The organism is Bacillus sp. PPSBB_11, assembly GCF_038023285.1.
Classification (GTDB): Bacteria; Bacillota; Bacilli; order Bacillales; family Bacillaceae; genus Bacillus; species Bacillus altitudinis.
In genome coordinates this window covers 3,474,607-3,494,136 of sequence record NZ_CP150633.1, presented here as the reverse complement: position 1 = coordinate 3,494,136, position 19,530 = coordinate 3,474,607, and the positions used below count along the sequence as shown (strand labels likewise).

General features: G+C 41.0%; 21 protein-coding genes. All 21 read left to right on the top strand.

Features of this window, described 5'->3' with window-relative positions; translation table 11 throughout:
• Positions 1-89 precede the first annotated feature (89 nt).
• The 21 genes from ndk (at position 90) to V7L95_RS17000 (ending at position 19,495) form a co-directional block, all read left to right on the top strand.
• The gene (ndk, locus tag V7L95_RS17100; protein WP_003216015.1) at positions 90-536 is read left to right on the top strand and encodes a nucleoside-diphosphate kinase; all 447 of its coding nucleotides are present in this window, start codon (positions 90-92) and stop codon (positions 534-536) included.
• A 144-nt stretch (positions 537-680) separates the two neighbouring features.
• The gene (locus tag V7L95_RS17095; protein ID WP_008344547.1) at positions 681-1,457 is read left to right on the top strand and encodes a protein-glutamate O-methyltransferase CheR; all 777 of its coding nucleotides are present in this window, start codon (positions 681-683) and stop codon (positions 1,455-1,457) included.
• A gap of 76 nt (positions 1,458-1,533) precedes the next feature.
• A complete protein-coding gene (gene aroC / locus V7L95_RS17090) occupies positions 1,534-2,706 on the top strand; it encodes a chorismate synthase (RefSeq protein WP_035391655.1) in 1,173 nt (390 codons plus the stop codon).
• Positions 2,706-3,797, top strand: coding sequence for a 3-dehydroquinate synthase (gene aroB / locus V7L95_RS17085; protein ID WP_017359757.1), 1,092 nt, complete (start codon positions 2,706-2,708; stop codon positions 3,795-3,797). Before aroC ends, aroB begins: the two co-directional genes overlap by 1 nt.
• Complete coding sequence (aroH, locus tag V7L95_RS17080; protein ID WP_008344549.1) at positions 3,794-4,177, top strand: chorismate mutase; 384 nt, start codon at positions 3,794-3,796, stop codon at positions 4,175-4,177. The genes aroB and aroH overlap by 4 nt, the downstream gene beginning before the upstream one ends.
• 232 nt (positions 4,178-4,409) lie before the next feature.
• A complete protein-coding gene (trpE, locus tag V7L95_RS17075; RefSeq protein ID WP_017359756.1) occupies positions 4,410-5,957 on the top strand; it encodes an anthranilate synthase component I in 1,548 nt (515 codons plus the stop codon).
• The gene (gene trpD / locus V7L95_RS17070; RefSeq protein WP_048003158.1) at positions 5,929-6,951 is read left to right on the top strand and encodes an anthranilate phosphoribosyltransferase; all 1,023 of its coding nucleotides are present in this window, start codon (positions 5,929-5,931) and stop codon (positions 6,949-6,951) included. Before trpE ends, trpD begins: the two co-directional genes overlap by 29 nt.
• A complete protein-coding gene (gene trpC, locus V7L95_RS17065) occupies positions 6,944-7,696 on the top strand; it encodes an indole-3-glycerol phosphate synthase TrpC (protein WP_048003157.1) in 753 nt (250 codons plus the stop codon). Before trpD ends, trpC begins: the two co-directional genes overlap by 8 nt.
• Positions 7,693-8,361, top strand: coding sequence for a phosphoribosylanthranilate isomerase (locus tag V7L95_RS17060; protein ID WP_017359753.1), 669 nt, complete (start codon positions 7,693-7,695; stop codon positions 8,359-8,361). Before trpC ends, V7L95_RS17060 begins: the two co-directional genes overlap by 4 nt.
• Positions 8,342-9,541, top strand: a complete 1,200-nt coding sequence (trpB, locus tag V7L95_RS17055; protein WP_007500937.1) for a tryptophan synthase subunit beta — start codon at positions 8,342-8,344, stop codon at positions 9,539-9,541. Before V7L95_RS17060 ends, trpB begins: the two co-directional genes overlap by 20 nt.
• Positions 9,538-10,341, top strand: coding sequence for a tryptophan synthase subunit alpha (gene trpA / locus V7L95_RS17050; RefSeq protein ID WP_017359752.1), 804 nt, complete (start codon positions 9,538-9,540; stop codon positions 10,339-10,341). The genes trpB and trpA overlap by 4 nt, the downstream gene beginning before the upstream one ends.
• Before the next feature lie 11 nt (positions 10,342-10,352).
• A complete protein-coding gene (gene hisC, locus V7L95_RS17045) occupies positions 10,353-11,450 on the top strand; it encodes a histidinol-phosphate transaminase (protein WP_017359751.1) in 1,098 nt (365 codons plus the stop codon).
• Positions 11,451-11,565: 115 nt separating this feature from the next.
• Positions 11,566-12,681: a prephenate dehydrogenase gene (locus V7L95_RS17040; RefSeq protein ID WP_017359750.1), complete on the top strand. Its 1,116-nt coding sequence runs from the start codon at positions 11,566-11,568 to the stop codon at positions 12,679-12,681.
• Between the two features lie 10 nt (positions 12,682-12,691).
• Entirely contained in the window at positions 12,692-13,978 is a 1,287-nt protein-coding gene (gene aroA, locus V7L95_RS17035; protein ID WP_017359749.1) for a 3-phosphoshikimate 1-carboxyvinyltransferase, read from the top strand.
• Positions 13,979-14,267: 289 nt separating this feature from the next.
• On the top strand, positions 14,268-15,539 hold the full coding sequence (locus V7L95_RS17030; protein ID WP_035391664.1) for a tetratricopeptide repeat protein: 1,272 nt from the start codon (positions 14,268-14,270) through the stop codon (positions 15,537-15,539).
• A 75-nt stretch (positions 15,540-15,614) separates the two neighbouring features.
• The gene (locus tag V7L95_RS17025; protein WP_008344562.1) at positions 15,615-16,154 is read left to right on the top strand and encodes a ReoY family proteolytic degradation factor; all 540 of its coding nucleotides are present in this window, start codon (positions 15,615-15,617) and stop codon (positions 16,152-16,154) included.
• Between the two features lie 61 nt (positions 16,155-16,215).
• Positions 16,216-16,662: a YpiF family protein gene (locus V7L95_RS17020; RefSeq protein WP_007500913.1), complete on the top strand. Its 447-nt coding sequence runs from the start codon at positions 16,216-16,218 to the stop codon at positions 16,660-16,662.
• Positions 16,663-16,806: 144 nt separating this feature from the next.
• Positions 16,807-17,313: a ubiquinol-cytochrome c reductase iron-sulfur subunit gene (locus V7L95_RS17015; RefSeq protein WP_007500911.1), complete on the top strand. Its 507-nt coding sequence runs from the start codon at positions 16,807-16,809 to the stop codon at positions 17,311-17,313.
• A gap of 2 nt (positions 17,314-17,315) precedes the next feature.
• Positions 17,316-17,990 carry a menaquinol-cytochrome c reductase cytochrome b subunit gene (gene qcrB / locus V7L95_RS17010; RefSeq protein ID WP_003215804.1) on the top strand — a complete coding sequence of 225 codons (675 nt, stop codon included), beginning with the start codon at positions 17,316-17,318 and terminating at the stop codon, positions 17,988-17,990.
• 41 nt (positions 17,991-18,031) lie between these two features.
• The gene (locus V7L95_RS17005; protein ID WP_008344567.1) at positions 18,032-18,799 is read left to right on the top strand and encodes a menaquinol-cytochrome c reductase cytochrome b/c subunit; all 768 of its coding nucleotides are present in this window, start codon (positions 18,032-18,034) and stop codon (positions 18,797-18,799) included.
• A 102-nt stretch (positions 18,800-18,901) separates the two neighbouring features.
• Positions 18,902-19,495, top strand: a complete 594-nt coding sequence (locus V7L95_RS17000) for a DUF1405 domain-containing protein (protein WP_335372670.1) — start codon at positions 18,902-18,904, stop codon at positions 19,493-19,495.
• The last annotated feature ends 35 nt before the right edge of the window (positions 19,496-19,530 follow it).

The window sequence follows — 19,530 nt, the reverse complement described above, 5'->3', positions numbered from 1 at the left end:
CAAAAATTGATTATTATAAAAAAAAATGATACGATCACTTTGTAACAATGTAAGCCTATACATACATAACGACGGGGTGGAAAACGTATATGGACAAAACATTTCTTATGGTCAAACCTGATGGTGTGGAAAGACAATTAATCGGTGAAATTGTGTCAAGATTCGAAAAAAAGGGGCTTCAGCTTGTTGGAGCAAAGCTCATGAGCATTCCAAAAGAAGTAGCAGAAACACATTACGGAGAGCATAAAGAAAAACCATTTTTCGGTGAATTGGTTGACTTTATTACGTCAGGACCTGTATTTGCGATGGTATGGCAAGGTGAACAAGTCGTAGACGTAACAAGGCAGATAATTGGAAAGACAAATCCGAAGGAAGCGCTTCCGGGAACAATAAGAGGCGACTATGGATTAACTGTTGGCAAAAACATTATCCATGGCTCAGACTCACCAGAAAGTGCCGAAAGAGAAATCAACCTGTTCTTCAAACAAGAAGAACTGACAAACTGGGATCAAACGATCTCAAGCTGGATTTATTAATGTTCAAGCCAAAGTGTTCATCAAACGATCACTTTGGCTTTTTTATATTGAGATTTCTATACGAATTTTCGCATGAGATGATACAAATTTATGATAAAAACAGCTATACTAGGACAAAGATAGATGAGACAGGAGAGGACATTGATGGATCAGTATCAAGTATTTGTTGGAAAATGGAAAAAACTAACTGGGGTAGATCTGAATTTATATAAAGAAGCACAAATGAAACGAAGATTAACATCTCTTTATGATAAAAAAGGATATAAAGATTTTGAGGCATTTGCGTCTGCTCTTGAAAAGGACAAAGCACTATTAGATGAAACGATGGATCGAATGACGATCAATGTGTCAGAATTTTACCGAAACTATCAGCGCTGGGAAGTACTTGATCAAAAAATCCTGCCGCTGCTTTCAAAAAACAGCGGCACCCTAAAAATATGGAGTGCAGCTTGCTCAACTGGAGAAGAGCCGTATACACTCTCAATGCTGCTATCAAGCCATCCGCTTGTGAAAGACTTCCAAATTATTGCAACGGATATTGATGATAAAGTCCTGCAATCCGCGCAAAAAGGAAGATATCATGAACGATCTTTGCAAGAGGTGCCAGATCAAATCAAGCAAAAATATTTCACCAAAGAAGATTCTTCATTTTACACGGTGAAGGATGAGATTCGAAAGCACATTCAATTTAAGAAACACAACCTTTTAGCGGATCCATATGAAAAACAGCTGGATCTCATCGTGTGCCGAAATGTCCTCATCTACTTTACAGAAGAGGCGAAAGAAGAAATTTACTTAAAAATGAGCAGCAGTTTAAAGCAAAACGGCGTATTATTTGTTGGTTCTACAGAACAAATTTTTCACCCAGAAAAGTTTGGACTAACCTCTGCTGATACTTTCTTTTATCAAAAGAAGGGGTAGTAGCTGACTTTTTAGTAGGAAGTGTGTTATTATAGTTTTACTTAAAAGCGTTAATGCGATGAAGGGAGAATAAGTCATGAGGTACTTAACAGCAGGTGAATCACATGGTCCACAACTGACCACAATTATTGAAGGAGTTCCAGCGGGACTTTACATAGAGCAGGATGACATCAATTATGAACTGGCTAGAAGACAAAAAGGTCATGGCCGCGGAAGAAGAATGCAGATTGAAAAAGACCAAGCGAAAGTGTTAAGTGGAGTCCGCCACGGGAAAACATTAGGTTCTCCTATTGCACTTGTTGTTGAAAATAATGATTGGAAGCACTGGACAAAGGTCATGGGTGCAGAGCCAATTACTGAAGAAGAAGAGAGTGAAATGAAGCGTCAAATCTCTCGTCCAAGACCAGGGCATGCGGATTTAAATGGTGCGATTAAATATGGTCACCGTGATATGAGAAACGTATTAGAGCGCTCATCAGCACGCGAGACAACGGTTCGTGTAGCAGCAGGTGCAGTAGCGAAACAAATTTTGGCTCACCTTGGAATCAAAGTGGCTGGTCACGTCCTTGAAATTGGTGGAGTAAAAGCTTCCCATACCACTTATGAATCTATTGAAGATTTGCAAAAAGTAACAGAAGAATCACCTGTTCGCTGCTATGACAGTGAAGCTGGTCAAAAAATGATGGATGCCATTGACGAAGCGAAGCAAAACGGCGATTCAATTGGTGGTATTGTCGAAGTCATCGTTGAAGGGATGCCAGTTGGAGTCGGCAGCTATGTGCACTATGACCGCAAACTGGATAGCAAGCTTGCAGGTGCAGTACTGAGTATCAACGCTTTTAAAGGTGTTGAATTTGGTATTGGCTTTGAGGCAGCTTCTAAAAGTGGCAGTGAAGTTCATGATGAAATCATCTGGGATGAAGAAAAAGGCTATACGAGAAAAACAAACCGCTTAGGTGGTCTTGAAGGCGGAATGTCAACTGGCATGCCGATTGTCGTAAGAGGGGTTATGAAACCAATCCCAACCTTATACAAACCATTGCAAAGCGTGGATATTGAGACAAAAGAACCTTTCTCTGCAAGTATTGAGCGTTCTGACAGCTGTGCTGTACCAGCCGCAAGTGTTGTGGCAGAAGCAGTCGTTGCATGGGAAATCGCCAATGCAGTGGTTGAGCAGTTTGGTCTTGATCAAATTGACCGCATTAAAGAAAATGTGGACAAAATGCGCCAGCTTCAGAGGGAGTTTTAATGAAAACACTGGAAGTGAAGACGTCTTCAGCTACTTATCCTGTATATATCGGTGATGGGATTAGACAAAATATCGTAGACTTGATTACTTCCACTGGGCGATCCTACACGAAGCTCTTTATCGTGACAGATTCAGCCGTCGATGCCCTTTATGGAGATGAAATGGTTCAATTACTGAAACAGAAATGGTCTGTACAAAAAATAGTGGTGCCAAACGGAGAACAATCAAAATCTTTTGCGCAGTTTGAGCAGATTCATACGAAAGCCATCCAATTTCAACTCGACCGCTCCTCATGCATCATTGCATTAGGAGGCGGGGTGATTGGAGACTTGGCTGGCTTTGCTGCTGCCACTTATATGAGAGGCATTGATTTTATTCAAGTACCGACCACGCTGCTTGCACATGATAGTGCAGTCGGCGGAAAAACCGGAATCAATCATCCGCTCGGCAAAAATTTAATTGGTGCGTTTCATCAACCGGCTGCTGTCATTTATGATACAAGTATGCTAGAGACACTCTCACCAATAGAGCTGAGATCAGGCTTTGCTGAGGTGATAAAACATGCACTGATTTCAAGTGAAGTCTTTTTATCAGAACTGATGTCCATTCGTTCGTTGACAGAATTATCAAAGGATGAACTGGCACATATGCTTTATCAAGGGATTCAAGTGAAAGCATCCATTGTTCAAGAAGATGAAAAAGAACAAGGTGTGCGGGCATACTTGAATTTAGGTCATACACTAGGGCATGCCATTGAAGCGGAGTATGGATACGGTGCGATCACGCATGGAGACGCCATTGCAATTGGCATGCAGTTTGCTTTATATGTCAGTGAAAAAGAGCAAGGACTCAGCCTAGATCGTGAGAAACTTAAAGTGTGGATGAAAGAACTAGGGTTCCCAGTACAAGTCACACAAACGATTTCAACCAAAACATTTGTCGATCGCATGATTGGTGATAAGAAGGCAAGAGGCGGGAGTGTTCAATTTGTTTTGCTAAAACAAGTTGGAGACGTCACCCTGCAATCTTTCACAAAAGATGAGCTGTATCACTGGCTCGAAGAATGGAAACGGGAGGAGGGCTGTCTATGATGTTTCGCGGGATACGCGGGGCTACAACTGTGACAGAAGATACAGAAACAGAAGTGTTAACCAAAACGAAGCAGCTGCTAGAAGCGATCATTTCAAAAAACCAAGTAGATCCAGAGCGTGTCGTGCAGATCTTGATTTCAGCTACACAAGATATTCACTCTGTTTTTCCAGCAAAAGCACTCAGGCAGTTTGAAGGATGGACCTATGTGCCTGTCACTTGTATGCAAGAGCTTGACATTGATGGAGGTCTAAAGAAGTGTATTCGCGTTTTAATGACCGTTCAGACAGATGTCAAGCAGGAAGACATCCAGCATGTATACTTGGAAGAGGCTGTCACGCTTCGGCCTGATTTACAGTTGACAAAAAACAAGGAATTATAATACGATATGAACAGCCGAAGTTTACACACAGGTGTGAACGGCATTGCAAGCTTAGAGAAGATGAGAATGAGACTAGGGTAGTTGAGATGAGTAGAGTTGAGCAGAGATACGATACTTCTATTTAATCATACTGCCTAAAAGAGCGAAGCCTCTTTTAGGCTTATTTCGTATACTCAAACAAATCCTCAAGATGTCCCCTCATTCTCCTTAATTCCATTTAAGGAGTGTGCTTATGAAATCCCAATCAAACCTTACCCAATTTTTAAGAGACAGTCAGTTTTACAAAACCATCCCGATTGTTGAAACCATTACAGTTGATACGCTCTCACCCATTCAAATTGTTGAGAAACTGAAACAGGATATTGTGTATTTGCTAGAAAGCAAAGACGAATCTTCTAGCTGGTCGAGATATTCCTTTATCGGATTACATCCTTTTTTAACATTACATGACGAGCAAGACCATTATATTGCTCGTGACGCTGCAGGAAAGTCAGTGATGCAAAAAGCGGAGCTGAAAGAGTTGCTTGACTGGATGAAAGAGCAATATCAAATCAAGACACCTGAAATTGATATCCCATTTACTGGCGGAGCCGTAGGGTACTTAAGTTACGACCTCATTCCCAACATTGAGCCGTCTGTCAAGCCGCATCCGAATGCATCAACAACAGATAATTGCACATTATTTGTTTGCCAAACAATGATCGCATTTGATCATGAAACAAACCAAGTTCATTTTATTCAGTACACGCAGCTGAACGGTCATGAAACAGACGAAGAAAAAATTCTGGTTTATCGAGAAAATCAAAAGCAGCTTGAACTGATGGTACAGCAGCTTCATACAAAAATTGATATGAAAGAACTGATTATCTCAGGGAATATGAATGAACCCCCTTCGTTTGAACAGGTGACGTCTACCTATGAAAAAGCAAAATTTTTAAAGGATGTCGAAAAAATCAAGGAGTATATTCGAGCGGGTGATATCTTCCAGGGTGTACTTTCTCAACGTTTTGACATTCCAGTGACAGTGAGCTCATTTGAATTATATCGTGTGCTTCGGATCGTCAATCCATCACCGTATATGTATTTTATGAAATTAAAAGATCGAGACTTAGTGGGAAGCTCGCCAGAACGATTAATCCATGCGAAAAACGGTCACTTAGAAATCCATCCAATTGCTGGTACAAGAAAACGAGGAATGACAAAAGAAGAAGATGATGCACTAGCAAGAGAGTTGCTCGATGATGAAAAAGAAAAAGCAGAACATTACATGCTAGTGGATCTGGCTCGAAATGATGTGGGGCGTGTGGCAGAGTATGGCAGTGTGTCTGTCCCAACTTTTACAAAAGTCGTGAACTTTTCGCACGTCATGCACATTATTTCTATTGTGACAGGGAAGCTGAAGCAGGATACACATCCAGTAGATGCACTTATGTCCGCTTTTCCAGCAGGCACATTGACAGGCGCCCCAAAAATTAGGGCGATGCAATTATTAAACGAAATGGAGCCTGAGCCAAGAGAGACGTATGGCGGCTGTATTGCCTATATTGGTTTCGACGGCAATATCGATTCCTGTATTACCATTCGCACAATGAGCGTCAAACATCAGACTGCTTCAATACAAGCAGGTGCCGGCATTGTCGCTGATTCCGTTCCAGAAAACGAATGGGAAGAGACATGTAATAAGGCAGGAGCACTTCTAAAAGCCATTCAGCTTGCTGAACATATTTTCTCAGAAAAGGAGAGTGTGCCAAATGAATCAACGACTATCAGCTCTTGTTAATGGAGGAAAACTATCAGAAGAAGAAGCGAATGGCCTGATGCATGATATGATGAGCGGCTCGTTAACAGATGCTGAAGTCGCTGCTAGTCTATCTATTTTAGCGCATCGAGGAGAAACCGCCGAAGAAATGACAGGCTTCGTGAAAGCCATGAGGCAGCATGCAGCACCAGTGGAAAGGTCACTTGATGTCGTTGATACGTGCGGGACAGGAGGCGACGGTTTATCAACATTTAATATATCAACAGCCGCTGCCATCGTTGCTTCGGCTGCTGGGGCGAAAATCGCCAAGCACGGAAATCGTTCCGTCTCCTCTAAAAGCGGGAGTGCTGACGTGCTAGAATGTCTTGGTATTCAAATTCAATCCACACCTGAAGAAACAAGACGGCAAATACAGCAGAAAAACATGGGCTTTTTATTTGCACCGCTCTATCATTCTTCTATGAAACAAGTAGCCGCCGTACGCAAGCAGCTCGGATTTCGGACGGTATTTAACTTATTAGGACCGCTTTGCCATCCGATGCAGGCCAAAAAGCAAATCATTGGTGTGTATGCAAAGGAAAAGGCAAAGCTCATGGCGAAAGCTCTTGCTCCTTTAGAGCCAGAACATGTCCTGTTTGTTTGCGGAGATGATGGGCTGGATGAATTAACCATTACAGCAAATTCATACATCATTGAACTCAAAAAAGGTGTCATGACAGAATATACGTTAAACCCAGAAGACTTCGGACTTGAAAAAGGGCATTTATCAGACATTCAGGTCCAATCACCAGAAGAAAGCGCCAAATTGATTCAGAATATATTGAATTATCAAGCGGGTGGAGCACCGCTTCATATTACAGCGCTTAATGCTGGGGCCGCATTATATGTGGCAGGAAAAGCAGAGAGTCTGATGGCAGGGACAATGAAAGCATTAGAAACGATCAAAAACGGATCAGCTAAAGAACAATTAGCCCGTCTAAAACAAAAAACGAAAGAGGAAGAGATCTATGCTTAATCAAATTATCGCCCGTAAAAAAGAACATGTGCAAACCTTGCAATTACCTGAGGAAGGACATTATGAAAGACAATCATTTAAAGAAGCCCTTATGAATCCTCACCGCTCGATCGGACTGATTGCTGAGGTGAAAAAAGCGTCTCCTTCCAAAGGCATCATTCAGCCTCATTTTGATCCTTTACAGACAGCAAAAGCATACGAAGCATCAAATGCAGATTGTTTATCTGTCTTAACGGATGAACCGTTTTTCCAAGGGAAAAACGAATATTTGTCTCTTATTAAAGAACACATCACACGTCCTATTTTAAGAAAAGATTTCATTATTGACTCTATACAAGTAGAAGAATCGAAACGGATAGGGGCAGATGCCATTTTATTAATTGGAGAGGTGCTTGAGCCGCAAAAGCTGTATGAGCTCTATACAGAAGCGAAAGAAAAAGGAATGGATGTCCTCGTTGAAGTACATGCAGCACATACACTAGAAAAGATTTTACACCTATTCACTCCTGAGATCATCGGTGTGAACAACCGGAATCTCAATACGTTTACAACAACTGTTGAACAAACAAAAGAGATCGCGCCACTTGTTCCAAAAGACGTATTACTAGTAAGTGAAAGTGGCATAAAGACATTTGATGATCTGACCTTTGTGAAACAGCACGGAGCAAACGCCGTTCTTGTTGGTGAATCTTTAATGAGGGAACGATCACAGGAGAAAGCCGTTCAGGCATTGTTCGGAGAATGAAGAAAATTAAGCCTTACTTAAAATATTGCGGTGCTGTCTCACAAGAGGATGTCGCATGCATCTCGCAATCTCAAGCGGATGCCATCGGTTTTATTTTTGCGCCGAGTAAAAGACGAGTTGATCCAGATCAAGTGAAACACTGGCTGTCACAAGTAAAATGCAAAAAAGAGATAGTGGGGGTATTTGTGAATGAAAAAACACCAAAAGTGTGCGAGATCACAAACAACCTCCCCTTAGATATTGTGCAGCTTCATGGCGATGAGACGCCAGAAGTTGCAAATGACATTAAACAGCATACGAAGGCGCTCGTTTGGAAAGTGTTCCATCACGAGCCCGATGTAAACGACACACTTGAACATATGACGGCATTCGCTCCAAGTGTCGACGGTTTTCTCATTGATGCGAAAGTAAAAGGAATGAGAGGCGGTTCTGGAACAGCTTTTGCATGGGAGGCGGTGCCTTCATATGTTCAGCATGCAAAACAACTGGGAAAAACTTGCGCCATTGCTGGCGGGATCACGCCAGACACCATAATAGATCTGCTTGCTTTTGGTCCAGACGTCATAGACCTTTCAAGCGGTATAGAAGAAAACGGGAAGAAAAGCAGTACAAAGATGAAAGCGCTCGAAGAAAGGATGTTGAACCATGTACGCATATCCAAATGAGATTGGCAGATATGGAGAATTTGGAGGGAAATTCGTTCCTGAAACGCTCATGCAGCCACTAGAAGAGATCGAACAAGCTTTTCGTGAATTAAAAGAAGACCCTGCTTTTCAAAAGGAATATATATCGCTTTTGAAAAACTATTCAGGCAGACCAACCGCACTCACATATGCTGATCAATTATCGGCATATCTCGGCGGTGCTAAAATCTATTTAAAAAGAGAAGATTTAAACCATACAGGCGCTCATAAAATTAACAATGCGCTTGGGCAGGCACTGCTAGCGAAAAAAATGGGGAAATCAAATATTATCGCCGAAACAGGAGCAGGTCAGCACGGTGTAGCTGCTGCAACAGTGGCGGCAAAATTCGGTTTATCCTGCACTGTATTTATGGGAAAAGAAGATGTGGAAAGACAATCACTCAATGTGTTCCGAATGAAACTACTCGGCGCTGAAGTCATACCTGTTACTAGCGGGAACGGAACATTAAAGGATGCAACCAATGAAGCCATCCGCTATTGGGTCCAGCATTGCAGTGACCACTTTTATATGATTGGCTCAGTCGTTGGACCTCATCCGTATCCTCAAATCGTCAGTGAATTTCAGCGGATGATCGGAGATGAGGCAAAAGCACAGATACTTGAAAAGGAAGGGCAGCTTCCTCATAAAGTCGTTGCCTGTGTTGGCGGCGGAAGCAATGCGATAGGAATGTACCGGGCGTTCTTAGATGAAGAGGTCGATATCATTGGTGTAGAAGCTGCTGGGAAAGGAATCGACACTCCGCTTCATGCAGCAACCATCACGAAAGGGACAAAAGGTGTCATACATGGATCTTTGACATACTTGATCCAAGACGAATTTGGTCAAATTATTGAGCCTTATTCGATTTCAGCTGGATTAGACTATCCGGGGATTGGGCCAGAGCATGCGTATTTGCATGCGAGCGGCCGGGTTCAATATGTGAGTGCGACAGATCAAGAAGCACTAGATGCGTTAAAGCTGCTCACAGAAAAAGAAGGAATCCTGCCAGCGATCGAATCTGCACATGCTTTAGCAAAAGCGTTTGAAATGAGCCAGAACATGAGTGAAGACGACATTGTTCTTGTCTGTTTGTCAGGCAGAGGAGATAAGGACGTGCATACATTAATGAATGTGCTTGAAAGTGAGGGTGAAACAAAATGATCACATTTCAATTAGAGCAAGGTCAGAAATTATTTATTCCATTTATTACAGCGGGTGATCCATCAGAAGAGATCACCATTGATTTAGCCCTCGCGCTTCAAGCAGCAGGGGCACATGCGATTGAACTAGGTGTTCCGTATTCCGATCCGTTAGCGGACGGCCCCGTCATTCAAAGAGCTTCTAAAAGAGCACTTCATCATGGTATGAATATCGTAAAAGCGATAGAATTAGCAGGAAAGATGAAAAAAAACGGCGTAAAAATTCCTGTAATTCTATTTACGTATTATAATCCTGTGTTACAATTAGACACAGAATACTTTTTCGCTTTACTGCGCAAAAATCATATTTCGGGACTCTTAACACCCGACTTGCCTTTTGAAGAGAGCAGCGAGCTACAGAAGAACTGTCAAGCACACGACATTTCATATATATCACTCGTTGCACCAACAAGCAAGGAACGATTAGAAAAAATTGTAGAGCAGGCAGAAGGTTTTGTGTATTGTGTTTCATCTCTCGGCGTCACAGGTGTCAGACAATCTTTCGACGCATCGATTACAGATTTTATTCAACAAGTGAAACAGTTGAGTCAAATACCAGTTGCTGTAGGTTTTGGTATTTCAACAAGAGAACAAGTAGACTCAATGAATAAAATGAGTGATGGTGTCGTTGTCGGCAGTGCGCTTGTCAAAAAAATTGAAGAGCTTCAAGAACAATTAGTAGCAAGTGATACACGCCAAGAGGCTTTAAGAGAATTTGAAACATATGCAAAAACATTTAGTCCCCTCTATTCATTCAAATGAGGTGAAACATTTTGCAAATCAAAGATCAATTAAAACAGCTAAAACCGTATCAACCTGGGAAACCAATTGAAGAGGTCAAAAAAGAATATCAATTAGACAAAATTGTGAAATTGGCTTCAAATGAAAACCCTTTTGGATGTTCCACACATGCAAGAGAGGCTATACAAGCTGAACTTGAACATTTAGCGATTTATCCAGACGGATACAGCGCAAGTTTAAGAACGGAACTGGCTGAGTTTCTTCAAGTAAATGAAAAACAATTAATATTCGGGAATGGCTCAGATGAACTTGTGCAAATTATTGCTAGGGCATTCCTTGATCAACATACAAATACGGTGATCCCATCTCCGTCATTCCCGCAATACCGTCACAATGCAGTAATTGAGCATGCAGAGATTAGAGAAGTACCACTTCTAAATGGTGGAGCTCATGATCTAAAGGGAATGCTGGATGCGATGGATGACAACACAAAAGTCGTTTGGGTGTGTAACCCGAACAATCCGACAGGAAATCATTTGTCAGAATCTGAGCTAGTATCGTTCTTAGATCAAGTGCCTGCTCATGTGCTTGTCGTTCTAGATGAAGCATATTTTGAATATGTCCGCGCAGAAGACTTTCCGAACAGTTTATCTCTATTAAAAGCCTATCAAAATGTCATTGTATTGCGCACATTCTCTAAAGCATATGGACTTGCGGCACTTCGAGTAGGTTATGGGGTTGCTTCAGAGGAATTGATTACCGCCATTGAACCTGCGAGAGAGCCATTTAATACAAGTCGTATCGCTCAGGCAGCTGCACGTGCAGCCATTAAAGATCAAGACTTCATTCAATCGTGCAGACAAAAAAATGAAGCAGGTCTTAAACAATATCAAGAATTTGCAGACCGTTTTGGATTATTTATCTATCCATCTCAAACAAACTTTGTGCTGATTGATTTTAAAAGAGATGCAGATGAGCTGTTCAATGCACTTTTGAAAAAGGGCTATATCGTTCGATCTGGTCAAGCTCTCGGATTCCCAACTTCTTTACGTATTACTGTTGGAACAAAGGAGCAAAATGAAGAAATCCTAACTACACTTGCCGATTTATTACAAGGCATTCGTGCGTAGCATAACAATGAAGTCATATCCTGTTTATGGGATATGGCTTTCGTTGTAACTCATCCAATATACATATAAGCTAGAAACAGCTTGTTTAATTTTCGCGAAAAATCAGGTGATGAACATGAATGAAGCAAACGAAACCATATTAATCGCTGGGCTCGGTTTAATTGGTGGTTCTATTGCACTGTCGATTAAAAAAGAATTTCCACATAAAAAAATTGTAGGCTATGATGTCTCTAAAGAACAAATGATTGCTGCAACAAAACTAGGGATCATCGACGCGACTGCCGAGTCCTTTATGGAAGGCTTAAATGAAGCAGCAACGATTATTTTGGCAACGCCAGTACAACAAACCGTCAAAATGTTAAGTGATATTGCAGCATCTGGAATTGAAAGAGAGCTCACGATTACGGATGTAGGGAGCACAAAGCAAAAGGTCGTTCACTTTGCTGAAAAAACGTTGCCTGATCATTACCAATTTATTGGCGGGCATCCGATGGCAGGGTCTCATAAATCAGGTGTCATTGCAGCGAAAGACTTTTTATTTGAAAATGCATTCTACATTTTAACGCCAGCAAAGGTAACAAGTCGTCAGGCTGTTGACCGTTTGAAGGATCTGCTGAAGGGAACCAATGCTCATTTCATTGAAATGACACCCGAAGAACATGATGCTGTGACAAGTGTGATTAGTCACTTTCCACATATCGTCGCTGCCAGTCTTGTGCATCAAGCGCATCATTTTGAAGAAGAATTTCCTCTTGTAAAACGGTTTGCTGCTGGAGGCTTTCGAGATATTACCCGTATTGCATCAAGTAATCCTGCAATGTGGCGCGATATCCTTTTGCACAATAAAAACAAGATTTTAGACCGATTTCATGAATGGAAAAAAGAGATTGACCGCATTGAATCCTTTGTGCAACAAGAAGATGCTGAGGGGTTATTCTCTTATTTCCAAGAGGCCAAGGAATATCGCGACGGCCTGCCTCTGAGGAAAAAAGGAGCTATCCCTGCTTTTTATGATCTTTATGTCGATGTGCCGGATCATCCTGGTGTTATTTCGGAAATTACAGGATATCTAGCAAATGAAAACATCAGTATTACAAATATCCGTATTATTGAAACGCGAGAAGACATTAACGGGATTTTACGCATTAGTTTTCAAACAGATGACGATCGAAAGCGGGCAGAACTCTGTATAAAAAATAGAGCAAATTACGATACATTTTATGCTGATTGAGGTGAGGAAGATGAAAATTCATAAAAGTGCTCCTATGAATGGAGAAATTCATATTCCAGGAGATAAATCCATTTCTCATAGATCTGTGATGTTTGGCGCTATTGCTGACGGTACTACAGTAGTAAAAAACTTTCTTCCTGGCGCTGATTGTTTAAGCACGATTGATTGTTTTAGAAAAATGGGTGTCGACATCGAACAAAAAGGTACAGATGTTGTCATTCATGGTAAGGGACTAAAAGGACTTAAAGAGCCGAGTGATATTCTCGATGTCGGTAACTCTGGCACGACTATTCGTTTAATGATGGGAATCTTGGCTGGCTGTGAGTTCCACAGTACGCTGATCGGAGACGAAAGTATTGCCAAAAGACCGATGAAACGGGTAACAGGTCCGCTAAGACAATTAGGAGCCAAGATAGATGGCAGAGCAAGTGGCGAGTATACACCGCTTTCTATACGTGGGGGCAATTTAAAAGCTATCTCTTATGAGTCTCCGGTTGCAAGTGCGCAAATTAAATCGGCTGTCCTTTTAGCTGGACTGCAGGCAGAAGGAACAACGACGTTAACTGAACCGCATAAATCAAGAGACCATACCGAAAGAATGTTATCAATGTTTGGTGTCTCGCTACATGAAGATGCACAAAGTGTTTCAATTGAAGGTGGACAAACGTTAAAAGCAACAGATGTATTTGTCCCTGGAGATATTTCTTCAGCTGCATTTTTCTTAGTGGCTGGATCTATCGTTCCAAACAGCCGGATTGTATTGAGAAATGTCGGTTTGAACAAAACGAGAACTGGTATTATAGATGTGCTAAAACAAATGGGTGCAGACCTCGACATTCAAGAAGTGGATGCTAAAGGCGGAGAACCGTACGGTGATTTAACGATCTCTACCTCTTCATTAAAAGGGATCGACATTTCAGGTGATATGATCTCTAGACTGATCGACGAAATTCCTATTATTGCGCTCCTAGCTACTCAAGCAGAAGGAACAACGATCATTAAAGATGCCGCTGAATTAAAAGTGAAAGAAACCAATCGTATTGATACAGTCGTTTCAGAACTTAAAAAACTAGGTGCTCATATTGAAGCAACAGATGATGGAATGAAGATTCATGGTAAAACGAGCCTTAAAGGCGGCGCAGTCGTCTCAAGCTACGGAGATCATCGAATTGGTATGATGTTAGGAATTGCGGCATGTATAACAGAGCAAGCAATCGAGATTGAAGATACAGATGCAGTACGTGTATCTTACCCAAATTTCTTTGAACACATTGAATACTTAACGCAAACAGTCTGAGGATTTCCTCAGGCTTTTTCTTTCCTTTTGCATATTTGAAAGAACTATAGCATAGCTTGTCTCAAGGTGAAACCTTGAAAAAGAGCATTTTGCTGATTCAAAAACAATTTTTTAGTGTATTCGGTTTACAAATCGTCAGTTTAGTAAAGTATTGATTGAAAAAGAGTCTTCAAAACACAAAAATGGCTTCATGTTAAAAGAGCAACATATTTGCTGGATATGCAGCTGTCGATTATGATATGAAGTAACAACAGTTTAGGTTTTTGGAAACAGAAAGGAACGGTTTGATTTGAATAGTTCATTACAAGAAGCCATAAAATTAGTTGAGGCGGGTGAGACTGAAAAGGGACTCCAAACACTTGCTCAAGCAGAGAAGCATCTTCATGATGAAGAAAAAGCGCAGGCAGCTCAGTTATATTATGACTGGGGAGATATTGATAAAGCGCGGAATCTCATTAGTGATTTACATGATTTATATCCAGAAGAAACAGGATTAACCTGTTTTTATGCAGAGTTGTTAATAGACTCTGATGAAGAAGAGAAGGCAATAGCAGTTCTTGAAACGATTCCTGAAGATGACGATGCGTTTCCAGAGAGTTTATTGTTAATGGCAGATTTGTATCAAATGCAAGGACTATTTGAAGTCAGTGAACAAAAGCTTTTAAAAGCGAAAGAGTTACTACCTCATGAAGCCGTCATTGATTTTGCTTTAGGGGAATTGTATTTTTCTCAAGGTCTTTCAAAGAAAGCAGCCGACTATTTCTACAAAGTGGCCGATCAACAAAATGAAATTGGCGGTGTCAATGTATATCAGCGGCTCGCTGAATCATTAAGCACAGCTGGAGAATTTGAAGATGCCCTTGAATGGTATGAAAAGGCTGTAAAGGATCAAGTGGATCCAAATACACTTTTTGGCTACGGATTTACAGCGATGAGGGCTGGCAGAACGAAAACGGCTATTCAGCAGCTCTCTGAACTAAAAGATATTGATCCTTCGTATTCGTCACTTTATATGCCTTTAGCCAAAAGCTATGAGGAAGAAGGACTATATCATGAAGCTTTAGAGATAGTAAAAGAAGGAATTAAAGTGGATGAGTATAACAAAGAGTTATATTTATATGGGGCAAAGATTGATTTGAAAAATGGCCATTCGGAAGATGCGAAAAAATTGCTTCAAGAAGCACTTGCTCTTGATCCAGGATATATTGAAGCGGTTCAAACGCTGCTTGCGATCTATTTAAATGAAGAGCTGTTTGATGAAATTCTGGATGTGATTAAAGAGGTTAAAAGCTTTGGGGAAGAAGATCCAAAATGGAATTGGTATGCTGCTTCTGCTTCTGTCGGACGAGAAGAATACGATGAAGCCGCTGAGTATTTCAAACTTGCTCTGCCTGATTTTGATGAGGAACGTGACTTTTTATATGAATATGCTTCGTTCCTTTTAGAAGAAGGCAGACAAAAAGAAGCCTTGCCGTTATTACGAAAAGTTCTTCAGAAAGATGGCACCAATGAAGAAATTGAAGAAACGATTTTAAGAATTGAAGACGAAATTTCCTTATAGTTTGCAGGAATGAAGAACTGGTTTGTTGAATAATTCATGTATAGCAATTTAATTTACGATAGAGGAGGGAATAACATGCAGACCCCTGTTTCTGTCAATGAAAAGAAGGAATTTATCCGGTGGTTCTTAAACCATTATCAGTTAAAGCGAAGAGAGTGTGTTTGGATATTAAATTATTTAATGAGTCACGACTCTTTGATGGAAAAGGTTCATTTTGTAGAGCAAGCAGAATTTTGCCCAAGGGGAATTATTATGTCAACACACTGTGTGGATGAAGTTCCCTTTAGATTTTATAAAGAAAATATCATGACGACAGATGCAGAAAAATCATTTCATGATATTCGTTTGAATAAACAGCAAGATTTGTTTATTCAATTGAATTTCCGATCTGCATATCGTTCGCCGGAATATGCCGCTGTACTTGAAACAAATCCTCATATTCCTAAAGATCTATATGAAAATGAAAAAGATAAAGATCTTGCTGAGAAAGTGCTAGAGCATTCTATCGCTACTTTCCAAAAAGAACGGCTGATGAAAGAAATCGATGAAGCGCTTGACCGTCATGATCAAGAAACATTTAATAAGTTAGCAAAAGAATTAAGCCTATTATCATAAACCAAGCCAATAAGCCTTGCCCTATACAGGCAGGGCTTATGTGATGAAAGAGGGGAACTAGATGAAGTTTCAGGCGGAGGACGCGGATCTCTTTTTACAATCTAAAGATTACATTGATACCGCTATCATTCCATTAGTTGGGATAGATGCAAGCCATATCAAACAAACCGTGTCTTTAGGTGAGTTTACAATGCTTGTGGCAGAGGATCTTGAAAGGCAACTGAAAGGCAGAGTGTTTCTTTTTCCTCCACATACATATTTAGAAGTAAATCATCGTAAGCAAGAAGACATACTTGCAGTAAAACAATCATTGCAAGAACATTTTCAGCATGTTGTGTTTATCACATCTGATAACAAATGGAAAGAACAGCTAGAAGTGAGCGAATCGGCATTTATATTGCAGTCTGTTCCGCTTGAGCATTTAAAGGTCAATTTAAAGCAAAAAGTCATTCAAGACAGTGTAGAACAAATTTTGAACTTTTTGTTACAAAAATGGAACCCTTCATAAAAACCCTTACATTTGCATTGTACATAGCTTTTTAGGCTGTTGACCTTGTGAATAGATTGATATATTATGAGGGTGTCCTAGTTTTATGAAATTTTTTCTAATTCAGTTATAAAGTAGCTGACGACCTGAGGGGGGGAGAAAAAAATGAGCGAGAAGAGACATGGAGTGTCCAGGCGTCAATTTTTGAATTACACGTTGACCGGCGTGGGGGGATTTATGGCCGCTGGAATGCTCATGCCTATGGTTCGCTTTGCGCTTGACCCTGTGCTAAAAGGAACAGAGGATCAGGATATGGTTCAAGTTGTCAGTGTAGATGAACTGACAAAAGAACCGAAGCGCTTTGACTTTAAAATTGATCAAGTAGATGCATGGTATGAGTCAAAGGAATCTAGGTCTGCATGGGTGTACAAAGAAGGGGATGAAATTGTCGCTTTATCGCCAATCTGTAAACATTTGGGATGTACAGTGAACTGGAACAGTGATCCGAAAAATCCAAACAAATTTTTCTGCCCTTGCCATTATGGGCTGTACGACAAGGATGGTACAAACGTACCCGGAACTCCACCGCTTGCACCGCTTGATCATTATAAGCAGCAAGTGAAGGACGGATACCTCTATCTTGGAAAAGCTGTGCCGAAAGGGGAAGGGTAACGATGCTTAACAAGATTTACGATTGGGTAGATGAGCGGCTGGACATCACACCGATATGGAGAGACATTGCGGATCATGAAGTGCCTGAGCACGTCAATCCAGCACATCATTTCTCTGCTTTTGTGTATTGTTTTGGCGGTTTAACGTTTTTTGTGACGGTCATTCAAGTCCTTTCGGGCATGTTTTTAACGATGTATTATGTACCGGATATTAAAAATGCATGGGAATCTGTCTATTATTTGCAAAATGAAGTGGCATTTGGACAGATTGTAAGAGGGATGCACCACTGGGGTGCGAGTCTAGTCATTGTTATGATGTTTTTACATACGCTGAGGGTCTTTTTCCAAGGGGCGTATAAAAAGCCTAGAGAGCTAAACTGGATTGTCGGTGTGCTCATTTTCTTTGTGATGCTTGGACTTGGTTTTACAGGATATCTTTTACCGTGGGATATGAAGGCGCTATTTGCGACGAAGGTTGGTCTTCAAATTGCAGAGGCGACACCTTTCATTGGGAAAGAGATTAAAACGTTGCTTGCAGGTCATCCTGACATTGTAGGTGCACAAACGCTGACGAGATTTTTCGCTATCCATGTCTTTTTCTTGCCAGCGGCATTATTTGGGCTGATGGCTGCCCACTTTATTATGATTCGTAAGCAAGGAATTTCTGGACCGCTGTAAAATTTTGCGTTTGATGAATGTTCAATGAGGAGGGGATGACTTTGCATAGGGGAAAAGGGATGAAGTTTGTCGGAGATTCCAGAATACCGGCAGAAAGAAAACCTAACATACCTAAAGACTATTCCGAATATCCGGGAAAAACCGAAGCCTTTTGGCCGAACTTTCTTTTAAAGGAATGGCTTGTAGGTGCTGTTTTTTTAATTGGATTTCTTGTCCTAACTGTTGTTCATGCACCTCCGCTTGAGCGGATGGCTGATCCGACAGATACGGGCTATATTCCGCTGCCAGACTGGTATTTCCTATTTTTGTACCAGTTGTTAAAATATGAGTTTGCTGCAGGGAGCTATACGGTAGTTGGCGCAATGATTATGCCTGGAATTGCGTTTGGTGCTCTTTTACTCGCACCATTTCTTGATTCTGGTCCTGAACGCAGGCCATATCGAAGACCAATTGCAGTTGGGATGATGATTCTTGCAGTTGGTGCAGCAACCTATTTAACATGGGAATCTGTTGCTACTCATGACTGGGAAGCAGCTGCGAAGCAAGGTGAAATCAAGAAAGAAGCAGAGATTGATACCTCAGCTGAAGAGTATAAAATCTATCAAGAGCAGACATGTATCTCCTGTCACGGAGATAATATGCAAGGCGGGGCAGCTGGACCGTCACTTGTTGACAATGGTTTAGCACCAGAGGAAATTGCGAAAATCGCTGTAGAAGGTAAAGGCAACATGCCTAAGGGCATTTTTAAAGGCAGCGATGAAGAACTTGAAAAGCTCTCGAAATATTTATCTGAGGTCAAATCTAAATAATTCAGTTGTTTAAATGCAAGTACAAGGATATACTCAAAAGGAGAAAAAAGCTGGCGCTGTCAGCTTTTTTCTGATTTTAACAGATCGTGAGTGAAGAGAAATATGAGATGGATTCAATATTTGCTAGCCACACGCTACATGCTTGTGCTGGTGCTCATTGTCAACTTTCTTGGTACTGTGTACGGCTACTACTGGTATATCCCGCAGCTCGTTGAGACGCCGGCTATCTTTTTACCTTTTGTTCCAGACAGTCCGACGGCAAGCTTTTTCTTTTTATTTGTATTACTAGCCTTTCTAATGAAACGCCATGCTCCTTATTTTGAAGCACTGGCCCTTGTCACCTTGATCAAATATGGATTATGGGCTGTAGGGATGAATCTTTTCGTGCTCGTTTCTGTTGATGATTTTCCTTGGGAAGGATATATGCTAATTGGTTCGCACTTTGCGATGGCGGTACAGGCTGTGTTATTTGCGCCGTATTATCGTTTTCAAATGCGTCATTTGGTTGTAGCAGGCATATGGATTTTACATAATGATGTGATTGATTATGTATTTGGAATGATGCCGCGTTATTCTATGCTTTCTGCCTATTCAAATGAGATCGGCTACGTGACGTTTTGGTTAAGTATGGCCGTTCTTCTTGTTTCGTATTATCTTGTCATCTCGAAAAAATCGGTCAAGCTTGAACTCCCTTAACAATGTTGGTCTAACCTTGTCCTTTTCTTCATACG